The 13,088-nt window shown below is 74.3% G+C and carries 11 protein-coding genes; 2 read left to right on the top strand and 9 right to left on the bottom strand.

Annotated features, from left to right (window positions below):
• Positions 1-62 precede the first annotated feature (62 nt).
• The gene (locus GA0074696_RS24365) at positions 63-656 is read right to left on the bottom strand and encodes a hypothetical protein (protein WP_088963246.1); all 594 of its coding nucleotides are present in this window, start codon (positions 654-656) and stop codon (positions 63-65) included.
• 554 nt (positions 657-1,210) lie between these two features.
• Between GA0074696_RS24365 and GA0074696_RS24360 the strand changes: the two genes are divergently transcribed.
• On the top strand, positions 1,211-2,215 hold the full coding sequence (locus tag GA0074696_RS24360; RefSeq protein WP_088963245.1) for an NAD-dependent epimerase/dehydratase family protein: 1,005 nt from the start codon (positions 1,211-1,213) through the stop codon (positions 2,213-2,215).
• Positions 2,216-2,351: 136 nt separating this feature from the next.
• On the opposite strand, the gene GA0074696_RS24355 is transcribed toward GA0074696_RS24360, so the two are convergent.
• On the bottom strand, positions 2,352-3,326 hold the full coding sequence (locus GA0074696_RS24355) for an Acg family FMN-binding oxidoreductase (RefSeq protein ID WP_088963244.1): 975 nt from the start codon (positions 3,324-3,326) through the stop codon (positions 2,352-2,354).
• Positions 3,327-3,510: 184 nt separating this feature from the next.
• Here GA0074696_RS24355 and GA0074696_RS24350 point away from each other — a divergent pair, with 184 nt between their 5' ends.
• A complete protein-coding gene (locus GA0074696_RS24350) occupies positions 3,511-4,149 on the top strand; it encodes a response regulator (protein ID WP_088963243.1) in 639 nt (212 codons plus the stop codon).
• 72 nt (positions 4,150-4,221) lie between these two features.
• Here GA0074696_RS24350 and GA0074696_RS24345 read toward each other — a convergent pair whose 3' ends face one another.
• From GA0074696_RS24345 to GA0074696_RS24315, 7 genes are all read right to left on the bottom strand, one after another.
• Complete coding sequence (locus GA0074696_RS24345; RefSeq protein ID WP_088964775.1) at positions 4,222-5,895, bottom strand: GAF domain-containing sensor histidine kinase; 1,674 nt, start codon at positions 5,893-5,895, stop codon at positions 4,222-4,224.
• Positions 5,896-5,991: 96 nt separating this feature from the next.
• The gene (locus GA0074696_RS24340) at positions 5,992-7,002 is read right to left on the bottom strand and encodes an Acg family FMN-binding oxidoreductase (protein ID WP_088963242.1); all 1,011 of its coding nucleotides are present in this window, start codon (positions 7,000-7,002) and stop codon (positions 5,992-5,994) included.
• A gap of 260 nt (positions 7,003-7,262) precedes the next feature.
• Positions 7,263-8,129: a universal stress protein gene (locus tag GA0074696_RS24335; protein ID WP_088963241.1), complete on the bottom strand. Its 867-nt coding sequence runs from the start codon at positions 8,127-8,129 to the stop codon at positions 7,263-7,265.
• A 31-nt stretch (positions 8,130-8,160) separates the two neighbouring features.
• Positions 8,161-10,563 carry a phosphoketolase family protein gene (locus GA0074696_RS24330; RefSeq protein ID WP_088963240.1) on the bottom strand — a complete coding sequence of 801 codons (2,403 nt, stop codon included), beginning with the start codon at positions 10,561-10,563 and terminating at the stop codon, positions 8,161-8,163.
• Between the two features lie 126 nt (positions 10,564-10,689).
• On the bottom strand, positions 10,690-11,520 hold the full coding sequence (locus GA0074696_RS24325) for a universal stress protein (RefSeq protein ID WP_088963239.1): 831 nt from the start codon (positions 11,518-11,520) through the stop codon (positions 10,690-10,692).
• A gap of 171 nt (positions 11,521-11,691) precedes the next feature.
• On the bottom strand, positions 11,692-12,519 hold the full coding sequence (locus GA0074696_RS24320) for an oxidoreductase (RefSeq protein ID WP_088963238.1): 828 nt from the start codon (positions 12,517-12,519) through the stop codon (positions 11,692-11,694).
• Positions 12,516-13,079 carry a TetR/AcrR family transcriptional regulator gene (locus GA0074696_RS24315; RefSeq protein ID WP_157746102.1) on the bottom strand — a complete coding sequence of 188 codons (564 nt, stop codon included), beginning with the start codon at positions 13,077-13,079 and terminating at the stop codon, positions 12,516-12,518. The genes GA0074696_RS24320 and GA0074696_RS24315 overlap by 4 nt, the downstream gene beginning before the upstream one ends.
• Positions 13,080-13,088: the final 9 nt, after the last annotated feature.

Here is a 13,088-nt window from a genome sequence, read left to right as displayed (position 1 = left end):
GCTTGTGTACGCCGCTGGCCGGCACCCCGTGCGGGGGTGCCGGCCAGCGTGTCGTTCACGTGTCAGTTGTTCCAGTGCTTGGCGACCAGGTCGGCGGCCTGCTGCTCCCACTGGGCGTAGTGGTCCGGGTAGGCCGAGACCTGCACGGTCTGCGCGGCCTCGGTCAGCGGCATGTCCTGCCACCCGTCGACCTGCTTGAGGCCCTTCAGGAACGCCATCGTCGAGTATTCGGGGTCGGTGATCTGCTCGACCGTGCCCCAACCGCTGGACGGGCGCTGCTGGAACAGGCCCTGCGAGTCGAAGTCGTTGCGCTCACCCAGGTGACCCAGGTTCTCCAGCTTCGACTCCTGCAGCGACGTGGCGATCGCGACGACGCCGGCCCGCTCGTCCATGCCCGACTTCTTCGTCGCCGCGATGATCGCCTTCACGTTGGCGGTCTGCTCGGCGCCCACGTCGATGCGCGACTGCTTGCCCTGCACACCGTGCGGGATCAGCTTGCCCTTGTCCACACCCGGCTTGTCGGCCTGCACCACGGCGACCGCCTTGGCGTCGACCGGGTTGGCGTGGGCCTCGGTCACGGGGCCGGCGAAGACGCCACCGGCGAAGGCCAGACCAGCAATACCCAGCACGCTCTTCCGCAGAATGGTGGTGTTCATCAGAAGTGGCTCCATTCGGGGGTTGGCACCCAGGCTCGATGGGGGTCGAGCGGGCGCAAGCACCACGACGGCGCTCAAAGATCAGGGGAAAGTCTCTGCCCGGCAGGCTTCGCGAGCGGGGGCTCGCGGCGCCGGGTCCATGTGTAACGACCGGCGGCCCACCATCATTCCGGCGGCGGCATCCCGGGCGGCCCAGGTGATCGGGCCAGGCCAGCGGGCTTGCTACTGCGATCGTCCAGAGGGTGTAACGACCCCGGCCCGGCCACCATTCCGCCGCGAGCGTGCCGCCGGTCACGGGACGACCGAGCACTGGCCGGCCAGAACCGGCCATCCCGACTTGCCCAGCGGGCCGATAACCGGACATCCGGCACACTGAGGCCAAGCCCGGAGCGCGGCATCCGGCACGCCGATCTGGACAGAACCCCGTGTCCCCCGAGCCCGGCCCTGGCGGACCATGGCGATCCGCAGGGCAGGGGCGGGATTCTGCCGTTGGCAGATCCGCTAGCGGTGAACGGGGGGTCCGTCCGGGGCCGGGACCGGACAGGCTGGGACGCATGAGACTGCTGGTGCTGGGTGGAACAGGCTTCGTCGGCGGCGCGACCGTGGCCGAGGCGGTACGCAGAGGCTGGTCGGTGACCGTCTTCAACCGTGGTGTGCACGGTGCGGTCCCACCGGGCGTACACCGGTTGCGGGGTGACCGGACGGCGCCGGACGGCCTGGCGGCGCTCGCGGGCGGCGAGTGGGACCTGGTGGTGGACACCTGGGACGGCGCGCCGCGGGCGGTGGGGGACGCAGCCCGGGCGCTGGTCGGGTCGGTGCGGCACTACGTCTACGTCTCCAGCGGCTCGGTCTACGCCCACCCGCTGCCGTCCGGGGCCGGGGAGGAGGCGCCGGTGGTGGACGCCGCGCCGGACGCGGGCGACGGGGACTACGCGCACAACAAGGCGGGCGGGGAGCGGGCCGCAATGGAGGTGTTCGGGGACGCGGCGTTGCTCGTCCGGGCCGGGCTGATCCTCGGGCCCGGGGAGGACATCGGCCGGCTGCCCTGGTGGTTGGAGCGGATCGCCCGGGGCGGGGACGTGCTGGCGCCGGATCCGGAGGACCTGCCGATCCAGTACGTGGACGTGCGGGACCTGGCGACCTGGATGCTGGACCGGGGCGCGGAGCGCGTCGGCGGGGCGTACAACGTGATCAGCCGCAGCGGGCACGCGACGATGGGAGAGCTGTTGGCGGCGGTCGTCGCGGCGACCGGGTCGGACGCGCGGCTGCGCTGGACGGATCCGGAGCGGATCCTGGCGGCCGGGGTGGTGCCCTGGAACGACCTGCCGGTCTGGGTGCCGCGCGGCCACGAGTACCGGTGGTTGCAGGAGCGGGGCGTGGAGAAGGCGTACGCGTCGGGGCTGACCTGTCGGCCGGTGGCCGAGACGGTCGCCGACACCTGGCGGTGGTTGCGGCAGGTGGGGTCCGTGCCGGCGCGGGCCGGGCGGCCGGCGCGCGCGGCGGTGGGGCTGGACCCGGAGCGGGAGGCGGCCCTGCTCGGCAGCTCCCGCCCCGCCTGACACCGGCGCACCCGCCAGGACCAACCACGCTGCCGGCCCGGGGACGGCCGCCGCCAGCGACCGGATCGGCGGCCGGCCCCGGGTGACGGGGGCGGGGCCGGCCGCCGACCGGCGGCACGGGCGGAGCGGGTACGGCTCAGGCCGACACCACGGGCAGGTCGAGCACGTCGTCCACGCTGCGCCGGGGGGTGGCCGCCCCGGGCTGGCCGTAGCCGATCCGCATCACCATCTGGGGCGTGCCGAACCGGCCCAGCGACAACCGCAGCGCCTCGCGCGCCCCCTGCACCTCGATCGGCTGGGACAGCAGGGAGACGCTCAGCCCGGCGTCGGTCGCGGTGAGCAGCACCCGTTGGAGGGCCTGCCCGGCCAGGATCTGGTCGGTGGACGTGTTGCCCGCAGAGCCGAGGACGGCGACCAGCGGCTCCGGCTCGAAGTCCCGGCCGGGGGCTCGGTCCCGGCCGCCGAAGCCACGCATCGGCAAGAGGTCCTGCGGTTCGCTCTGCGGGCCGCCGGCGGCGGCGGGCACCCCGTCGGGCGCGGGCTCGCGGCGGATCCACTCCGCCCGCTCCCGCCGGTAGTCGGGGTCGCGTTCCAGCACCCGGTGGGCGCTGCGGGCGACCTCGGCGAAGGCGTTGACCGCGCTGGTGCCGATGACCAGTTCCAGCCAGCACTGCTCGGCGCGGGCCGCCTCGCCGAGCCGCCACCGGGCGTCGGCGGGCACAGGGTCCGGCCAGAACGGCGCGCGGTTGCTGAGCCGGCGCGGGATCGCCGAGTGCAGGCTGCGGTCGGCGGGTGTGGCGGGCCGGGGCGCGTCCGGGACCAGCCGGGCCAGCACGTTCGGTTCGGTCGGGTACGGCCGCAGCCGCACCGTGGCCGGGGTGCCGGCGACGGCGAGGGCGAGCCGCAGGTTGAACAGGGCGGCTCCGCAGGAGATGCGGGCACCCCAGCCGCTCGGGTCGGTGGCGGGCAGCCGGCGGGTCGGGTCGACCGACAGTTCGATGCCGCCGTCGCGCAGCCGGAACCGCCAGGGCTGGGTGTTGTGCAGGGAAGGCGCCCGGACGGCGTCCGCGGCGGCCGCTCGCAGCTGCGCGACCGTGAAGCCGGTTTCCATGGTGATGCTCCTTCCGTGGCAGGTGGGGCGGCCCCCGCTGGTTCACCTCCACCGTGCGTCAGCGGCCGGGGAGCCGGGCAGGGCCGGATGTCCCGTCCGCCCGGGTCCCCCTTCCCGCCGTGCCGCGGCAGGTAGGGGACCTTCGGCCCGTGCGGGGCGCGGCCGGGGCGGGTAGAAACGAGGGATGATTCGGGTGTTCCTCCTTGACGACCACGAGGTCGTCCGTCGTGGCCTTGCCGACCTGCTGCAGAGCAGCGGCGACATCGAAGTGGTCGGCGAGTCCGGCTCCGCGCAGGAGGCGGCCCGCCGCATCCCGGCCCTCCGGCCGGACGTGGCGATCCTCGACGCCCGCCTGCCCGACGGCAACGGCATCGACGTGTGCCGGGACATCCGGGCCGTGGACTCCTCGATCAAGGGTCTGATCCTCACCTCGTACGAGGACGACGAGGCGCTCTTCGCCGCGATCATGGCGGGGGCGGCAGGCTACGTGCTCAAGCAGATCCGGGGCACCGATCTGGTGGACGCGGTGCGCCGGGTGGCGGCCGGCCAGTCCCTGCTCGACCCGGCGATCACCACCCGGGTGCTGGAGCGCATCCGCAGCGGCGTCGAGCAGCCCCGCGAGCTCAAGACACTCACCGAGCAGGAGCGCCGCATCCTGGAGTACGTGGCCGAGGGGCTGACCAACCGGGAGATCGCCGGCAAGATGTTCCTGGCCGAGAAGACCGTGAAGAACTACGTCTCCAGCGTGCTGGCGAAGCTCGGTCTGGAGCGGCGGACCCAGGCGGCGGTGCTCGCCACCCGCCTGCTCGGCAAGACCCACTGAGCGCCCGCCGGGACGTGCGCCCCGGAGCGCCCGCCGCGTCGGGACGGCCCGGGGCGGACGGCCGGACCGGGGTCAGTCCCGCAGCGGGACGCACCAGAACAGCTCGGTGCCGTGCGGCCGTGCCGGGCGTACCTGGAACTCGCCGCCGTGCCGCTCGGCGCGCTCGCGCAGGTTGACCAGCCCGCCGCGCGCGGCGGCGGGGTCGCAGCCGACGCCGTCGTCGGTGACGGTGAGCGCGACCCGCCCGGCGTCGACCCGGATGGCGACGGCGACCCGGGTGGCCTCGGCGTGCCGGACGGCGTTGGACAGCGCCTCGCGGAGCACGGCCGTGAGGTCGGGGCGGACCGATTCCGGCACGGCGCTGTCGATCGGCCCGTCCAGCTCCACGGCGGGGCGGAAGCCGAGCGACTCGGTGGCCAGGTCGATGGCCTCCCGGATCTCGGTGCGCAGCGCCGCGCTCATCGGGGTGCGCAGCTCGAAGATGGTCCGCCGGATGTCCCGGATGGTGGCGTCGAGGTCGTCGACGGCCGTGTTGATCCGCTTGGCGACCTCGGGCCGGGCGTTCATCGGGGCGGCGCTCTGCAGTTGCAGGCCGGTGGCGAAGAGCCGTTGGATCACCACGTCGTGCAGGTCGCGGGCGATCCGCTCACGGTCCTCCAGGACCACCAGCAGCTCCCGTTCCTCCTGGCCGCGGGCCCGCTCCATGGCGAGCGCGGCCTGGCCGGCGAAGCTGCTCAGCAGTCGCACGTCGTCGTCGACGGTCCGCGCGGCGTCCGGTCGGTGTGCGATCACCAGCACGCCGTGCAGGGTGTCCGCCGTGGCGAGCGGGGACACCACGGCGGGGCCGGCGACCACCGGCGCCGGCCAGGGGGCGGCCTGGGCGAGGTTGTCCACCAGCCCGTGCCGGTGTTCGGTGACCGGTCCGGCGAAGCTGGTCTCGGCGGCCGGCAGCACCGCGCCGACCAGTTGCCGGTCGGCGCCGTCGGCCGAGTCGACCACCTCGACGGTGAACTGGCCGGCGTCCTCGTCGTAGAGCAGCACCAGGGCCAGCTCCGCCTCGGCGACCTCCCGGGCCCGGCGGGCGACCAGGGCCAGCGCGTCGGTGCGGCGGACCTCGCCGAGCAGCACCGAGGTGATCTCGGCGGTGGCGGCGAGCCAGCGTTCCCGCCGGTGGGCCAGCGCGTAGAGGCGGGCGTTCTCGATCGCCACGCCGGCTGCGGCGGCGAGCGCGACGACGATCTCCTCGTCGTCCTCGGTGAACTCCGCCGCGCCCTGCTTCTCGGCCAGGTAGAGGTTGCCGAAGACCTGGTCGCGGATGCGGACCGGCACGCCGAGGAAGCTGTGCATCGGCGGGTGGTGCGGTGGGAAGCCGTACGACTTCGGGTGCTGGGTGATGTCCGGCATCCGCACCGGGCGCGGCTCGTCGATGAGCAGGCCGAGCACGCCCCGCCCGTGCGGCAGGTCGCCGATCTTGGCGTGCAGCTCGTCGCTGATGCCGTGGATGATGAAGTCGTGCAGCAGCCGGTCCGGCCCGATCACGCCGAGCGCGCCGTAGCGGGCGCCGACCAGCTCGCAGGCCGACTGCACGATCCGTAGCAGGGTGCTGCGCAGGTCGAGGTCGGAGCCGATGCCCACCACCGCGTCCAGCAGGGCGCGCAGCCGCTCCCGGCTGGTGACCACCTCGCCGACCCGGTCGAGCATCTCCTGGAGCAGTTCGTCGAGGCGTACCCGGGACAGCGGGCTCAGCCCCAGCGAGGGGGCGAGCGGCTCGTTGCGGGGTGTCGGTGTGCTGGCGGCCACGCAGGTGATGCTATCTCCCGCCTGGCCGCGGGAACGAGATCGTCAGGAGTGCTGGTCGCGGACCGCCGAGGTGTCGACCACCTGCGCGGTGGGGAGCCGCGGGGTGTGCGGCGGCCCCGCGTGCGCCGGGTCCGCGATCCCCAGCCGCACCACCAGGTACGGGAAGCCGAGCCCGCTGAGCAGGTGGCGCAGCGTCTGCCGGGTGCCGGGCACCTCCACCACCCCGGAGAGCGGCACCACGGACACGCCGAGGCGGGTGGCGGTCAGCCAGAGCGCGGAGAGCGCCTCGCCGGCGCGCAGCCAGCTGTCCGGCTCGTCCTCGTCGCCGTTGAGCAACGCGTACACGGCGGCCTTGTCGTGGCCGGGGCCGATCGGCAGGGTGCCGGCGCGGCCGAAGTCGCGGCCCGGGACGGTGGTCTGCGGCTGCTGTTCGGGCAGCACCTCCGGCGGCAGCCCGGTGCCGCCGTCGGCCCGGCTGGTCCAGTACGCCAGCTCCTCGCGCAGCTGCGGATCCTCCGCCTCGACCGTGCCGGCGTGGGAGGCGGCGGCGGCCAGCTCCATCACCTGGTCGGAGTCGAGGATCTGCAGGTTGGCGCCCTCGGCGGCGACCGCCCGGCTGATCTGACCGATCGCGGCGGTCGGGACCGGCTCGTCGCTGACCGGTCGCCGGTCGGTGTGCCGTACCTGCATGCACTGCACCATGCGCATGGCGTCCGCGTCCGCGCCGGACCGGTCCAGGCCGGTCAGTCGGGCCAGCAGGTCCGGTTGCGCCGGGTCGGGCAGCCGCTCCACCACGGCCGTCCAGCCCTCGGCGGCCAGCGCGAGCCGGGCGTGGTGCAGCGCGGCGCCGCAACTGATCGCCAGCAGCCGCCCCTCCGGGTCGGTGGCGGTCAGCTGACGGTCCCGGACGATCCGTAGTTCCAGGGCGTCGGGCAGCACCCGCCAGCGCCACGGTTGCGTGTTGTGCACCGAGGGGGCGTAGCCGGCGGTCGCGGCGGCCTCCGCGAGGGCGGTGGTCAGCGGGCGGTCCTGTCCCGGCTTCTCGTGGCTCATCGTCAAGACCTTTCCGTTTCTCCCCATCGTGCCCCACCCCGGCGTCGCGGTGGTGGAGTCCCGGCTCCATCCTTCGTCATGCCCGGAACAGGCGCAGCGTACGCAGGCCCCGCGCCGCCGGCCCGCTTGCTCCGGCATCCCGTCGCCGGCGGGAGCGACACCGGGATGCGGCATGTCGCGCTGTCCCGCCGACGGGGAGGGCCGCGACACGCCACAAACGGCGTCGATCACCAGGGCGGCCGGTGCCGGCGCCGGAACCGTCAGCGTTCCCGGGCCACCACGACCGGGCAGGACGAGTGCTGGAGCAGTTGCTGGCTGACCGAGCCGAGCAGCATCCCCCGCAGCCCGCCCAGGCCCCGGCTGCCCACCACCACGAGCTGGGCGCCCCGGCTGGCCTCGACCAGGGCGGCGGCCGGGTTGCCGCGCGCCACCTCGACGTCGACGTCCACGTCGGGGAAGGTGTCCCGCCACGGGGCGAGCGACTCCTCTACCGCGGCCCGTTCCCCGGCGACGGTGGCCTCCTCGTCGTGGTCCGCGGGCCGCCACCGCCCGGCCGGCGGTGCGAAGACCCGCACCACCCGCAGCGGCACCCTGCGTTGTGCGGCGCTCTCCACCGCGAAGCCGAGCGCCACCCGGGAGGACTCCGAGCCGTCGACGCCGACCACCACCGGACCCGCCCCGGTGGCCTGCCCGGCGCGGACCACCACCACCGGGCAGTGGGCGTGGGCGGTCACCGCGACGGCGGTCGAGCCGGTGAGCAGGCCGGCGAAGCCGCCGTGCCCCCGACTGCCCAGCACCAGCAGCCCGGCGTCGGCGGAGCGTTCCTGCAGCACCAGGGCGGGCGGCCCGTCGTACACCTCGCCGTGCACGGTGGTGCCCGGCCGCTGGGCCACGGCGTCGGCCGCGGCCTTGTGGACCAGCTCCTCGACCTGCCGTCGGGCGGTCTCGTCGGGCCAGATCCCCGGGGCCACCCCGGGGCCGATCCAGCCGGCCACGGTCAACCACTCGAAGACGTACGCCAGGCGGACCGGCCGGCCGCTGCGCTGCGCCTCGTCCAACGCCCAGTCCAGCGCCAGGGTGGCGTCGGTGGAACCGTCGTAGCCGACCAGGATCTCGTCGCCGCTCATCACGCTCACCTTCTGCTGCCGGCCGGCCGGTTCAGTGCCCGCCGCGCAGGGCGGGGTCGCTCTCGCGGATCCAGCGCCACTCGGCGACCCGGGGGTCGTCCTCGCCGTACCGGCGGGTGTAGTCGCGGCAGGCCTGCCGGGCGTCGACCATGTCCTGGCGCAGGTGGGCGGCGCGCGAGGCGAGCCCGGGCACCCGGTCGATCACGTCGATGACGAGGTGGAAGCGGTCCAGGTCGTTGAGCATGACCATGTCGAAGGGCGTGGTGGTGGTGCCCTCCTCCTTGTATCCGCGCACGTGCAGGTTGTCGTGGTTGGTCCGGCGGTAGGTGAGCCGGTGGATCAGCCACGGATAGCCGTGGTACGCGAAGATGATCTGCTTGTCGCGGGTGAAGATGGTGTCGAACTCGCTGTCCGGCAGGCCGTGCGGGTGTTCCGACGGCGGCTGGAGCCGCATCAGGTCGACCACGTTGACCACCCGCACCTTCAGCTCGGGCAGGTGCTGGTGCAGCAGGTCCGCCGCGGCGAGGGTCTCCAGGGTGGGCACGTCGCCGGCGCAGGCCAGCACCACGTCCGGCTCGCTGCCCTCGTCGGTGCTGGCCCAGTCCCAGATGCCGAGGCCCCGCCGGCAGTGCTGGATCGCCTCCTCCATGGTCAGCCAGTTCGGCGCGGGCTGCTTCCCGGCGACCACCACGTTGATGTAGTGCCGGCTGCGCAGGCAGTGGTCCATCGTGGAGAGCAGCGTGTTGCCGTCCGGCGGCAGGTAGACCCGCACCACCTCGGCCTTCTTGTTCATCACGTGGTCGATGAAGCCCGGGTCCTGGTGCGAGAAGCCGTTGTGGTCCTGCCGCCACACGTGGCTGGAGAGCAGGTAGTTCAGCGACGCCACCGGTTCCCGCCAGGGGATGGCCCGGGTGACCTTGAGCCACTTGGCGTGCTGGTTGACCATCGAGTCGACGATGTGGATGAACGCCTCGTAGCTGGTGAAGATGCCGTGCCGGCCGGTGAGCAGGTAGGCCTCCAGCCAGCCCTGGCACAGGTGCTCGGAGAGGACCTCCATCACCCGGCCGTCGGGAGAGAGGTGGTCGTCGCCGTCGGAGGTGTCGGCGACGAACGTCCGGTCGGTGACCTCGAAGGCGGCGCCGAGCCGGTTGGAGGCGACCTCGTCGGGGCCGAAGAGGCGGAAGGTCTGCGGGTTGGCGGCGATCACGTCGCGCACCCACGGGCCCAGCGCGCCGGTCGCCCCGACCATCGGCGTACCCGGTTGCTTGACGTCGACCGCGTAGTCCCGGAAGTCCGGCAGCTCCAGTTCACGCAGCACCCGGCCGCCGTTGGTGACCGGGTTGGCGCTCATCCGCCGGTCGCCCCGGGGCGGCAGGGCGGCCAGTTCGGCGACCGGGGCGCCGGTGGCGTCGAAGAGCTCCTCCGGCCGGTAGCTGCGCAGCCAGCGCTCCAGCTCGGCGAGGTGCGCCGGGTTCGTGCGTACCTCGGAGACGGGCACCTGGTGGGCCCGGTAGGTCCCCTCGACCCGCTTGCCGTCGACCTCGCGGGGACCGGTCCAGCCCTTCGGCGTACGGAGGATGATCATCGGCCAGCGGGGGCGCTCGACGGTGCCGCCGGAGCGGGCCCGCCGCTGGATCTCGGCGATCTCGTCGACCGCCCGGTCCAGCGTGGCGGCGAGGGCCTGGTGCACGGTGGCCGGGTCGTCGCCGGCGACGATGTACGGCTGGTGGCCGTAGCCGCGCATCAGCTCCAGCAGGTCGTCGGTGGGGATCCGGTCCAGCACCGTCGGGTTGGCGATCTTGTAGCCGTTGAGGTGCAGGATGGGCAGCACCGCCCCGTCGCGGGCCGGGTTCAGGAAGACGTTGGACAGCCAGCTGCCCGCCAGCGGCCCGGTCTCCGCCTCCCCGTCGCCGATGACGCAGGCGACCAGCAGGTCCGGGTTGTCGAAGGCCGCGCCGTACGCGTGGCTCAGCGCGTACCCCAGCTCGCCGCCCTCGTGGATCGAACCCGGCACCTCCGGTGCCACGTGGCTCGGGATGCCGCCGGGGAAGGAGAACTGGCGGAACAGCCGGGCCATGCCCCGCTCGTCCCGGCTCACCGCGTGGTAGAGCTCGCTGTAGGTCCCCTCCAGCCAGGTGTTCGCCACCAGGGCCGGGCCGCCGTGGCCGGGGCCGGTGACGAACATGGCAGACAGGTCACGGTTGACGATGACCCGGTTGAGGTGGGCGTAGAGCAGGTTGAGACCCGGGCTGGTGCCCCAGTGGCCGAGCAGCCGCGGCTTGAGGTGCTCGGGCTGCAACGGCTCGCGGAGCAGCGGGTTGTCGAGCAGGTAGATCTGCCCGACGGTGAGGTAGTTAGCCGCCCGCCAGTAGGCGTCCAGCCGGCGCAGCTCGTCTTCGGTCAGTGGGCTGTGCAGGTCGAGAGCGGTGTCCATGCTGCAATAGCCTCTCGCGCGTCGGGGACTTCTGCAGCCCGAAGGCGGATATCACCCGGGGCGTGTCCAGCTTGACCCGGCCGGGTGCGAGTGGATCAGGGCCGTTGGTCCCGGGACCGGGGGGCGTCACGGCCCGTCCGGTGGTGTGGCGGTCAAGCCACGGACCACGATGACCGGCGACGGCGCGTGGTAGAGCAGGGTCTGGCTCACCGCGCCCAGCATCCCGCGCCACGGCTCGTCGCCCCGGGCGCCGACCAGCGCCAGCTGCGCCGACCGTGACTGCTCGACCAGGACGGCGCCCGGGTCGCCGCGGACGGTGTGGCACTCCGCCGCGACGCCGGGGTACCGCCGCCCTACCTCGGCCACCGCCTCGATGAGCACCTCGTCGCCGCCGTCGGGCCGTCCCGGCTCGACGACCCGCACCGCGAGCAGCCGGGCCTCCCGGCGGGCGGTGCAGTCGAAGGCGAAGTCGAGCGCCGTCCGTGAACTCGCCGACCCGTCCACCCCGACCAGCACCGGCCCGGCGACGGGCGGCTCGCGGCGGACCACCAGCACCGGGCAGCCGGCGCGGGCGGCGAGCTGCACCGCCGGCGCGTCGGGGGGTACGCAGTCCCCGCAGGTGGTCATGCCGCCGTCGCCGACGGCCACCAGGAACGCCGACTCGGAACGGCGGATCAGCGCGTCCAGCGGGGGGCCCTCGACGATCTCGCCGCTGACCGACACGGCCGGCTCGATCTCGGCGGCGGTCGCGGCGGCCCGGGCGATCATCTCTTCGGCCTCGGCGCGGGGCTCGGCGACCGAGGTCGCCTCGAACGCCGCCTGCCAGTTGAAGGCGTGCAGCAGGACGAGGTTCCGGCGGTGCGCGGCGGCCGCCCGGGTGGCCTCCCGGACGACCTCCATGGCCTGCGGCAACACGCTGATGCCGGCGACCACCGGCGCGCCGGCGGATCCGGTCATCCGGCTCACCTCCCGGGCGCCCCGCACGGTACGGCCACGCCGACCCCACCGACGCTAGTCGCGCCGCCGCCCGGGCGGGCCGGGATCGGCACACCCGGGCGTGGGTGTCCGGCGTGCCGGTCGGCACAGCGGGGCGGCGCGCCGGGCCCGATCGGCGCGCCGCCGGGCGGCTCAGCGGAACTGGAGCCGGGCGACCGCGTCGAAGACCCGCGCGCCGAGCAGCCGGCGGGTGTGCACCATCGCCCACGCGGCGGCGGTGACCAGGTAGCGGGTGCGGGGGCGGCGGGCGGTGATCGCCCGCTCGATCACCCGGGCCACCGTCTCGGGCGTCGCGGCCAGCATCGGGTTGGCGTAGGACTTCGCCATCGCCGCGTCGACCGAGGCGACCATCGTCCGGTACGGCCCGGCCGGAGCGCCGCCGGCACCGAGCGACTTCGCGGCCACCGCCCCGAACCCGGTCCGGATCAGACCGGGCTCGACGACCACCACGTCGATGCCGAACGGCCGCACCTCCTGGCGCAGCGCGTCGGAGATCGCCTCCACCGCGTACTTGCTGGCGTGGTAGTAGCCGCCGCCGGGGAAGACCAGCCGGCCGCCCATCGAGCTGACGTTGACGATCCGGCCCCGGCCGGCCCGGCGCATGCCCGGCAGCACGAGCTGGGTGAGCCGGCTGAGCCCGAAGACGTTGGTCTCGAACTGGGCCCGGACCCGGTCCAGCGGGGCCTCCTCGATCGGCCCGTACTCGCCGTAGCCGGCGTTGTTGACCAGCACGTCGATCTGGCCGTGCGCGGCCTCGACGGCGGCTACGGCGGCCCGCATGGACTCCTCGTCGGTGACGTCGAGGGGGAGCAGCCGGGCGCCGCTGTCGGCGAGGTCGGCGATCGCCTCGACCTTGCGGGCGGTGGCGTAGACGGTGAATTCCGGGCGGCGGGCGAGCCGGCGGACCGTGGCGCGGCCGATGCCGGAGGAGGTGCCGGTGATCAGGACGGAGGTGGTCATGCGGGGGCTCCCGGGTGGGCGAGGCCGGCGACGAGCAGCGCGACACCCTCGCGCAACCGTCGGCGGGGCAGGTCGGGGTCGGTGAGGTCGGCCTCCAGGCCGCGGGTGAGCGCGACCAGCACGTCGGCGACCGCGCGGGCGCGCGGCCCGGCGGCGTCGGCGAGCGCGTCGGCGACCACGTCGGTCAGCTCCCGGGTGTACGCCTCGGCGAGGTCGCCGGTGAGCCGGGTGCCGGTGTCGAGGAGTTCGGCGGCGTGCCGGCTCTCCCGGTGCAGTCGGAGGGTGAGTTCGAGCTTGGCGGCGAGCACGTCGTGCAGCCGCTGCCGCAGGTCGGCGTCGGGTGCGGTGGCCGCCCGGCGGGCCTGGGCGAGGGAGTCGGCGAAGAGCCGTTCGGCCAGCCGGCGGTAGGCGTCGTCCTTGTTGCGGACGTACTGGTAGACGGCGGGGCGGGACATTCCGGCGGTGGCCGCGATGTCGTCCATCGTCGTGCGCCGCACGCCGTGCCGGGTGAAGCACTCGTACGCGGCGGCGAGGATCGCCGCCAACCGGTCCTTCGACACGCTGACAAT

This window comes from Micromonospora purpureochromogenes (assembly GCF_900091515.1).
Taxonomy (GTDB): domain Bacteria; phylum Actinomycetota; class Actinomycetes; order Mycobacteriales; family Micromonosporaceae; genus Micromonospora; species Micromonospora purpureochromogenes.
This window is presented reverse-complemented; position numbering and strand designations above follow the sequence as displayed.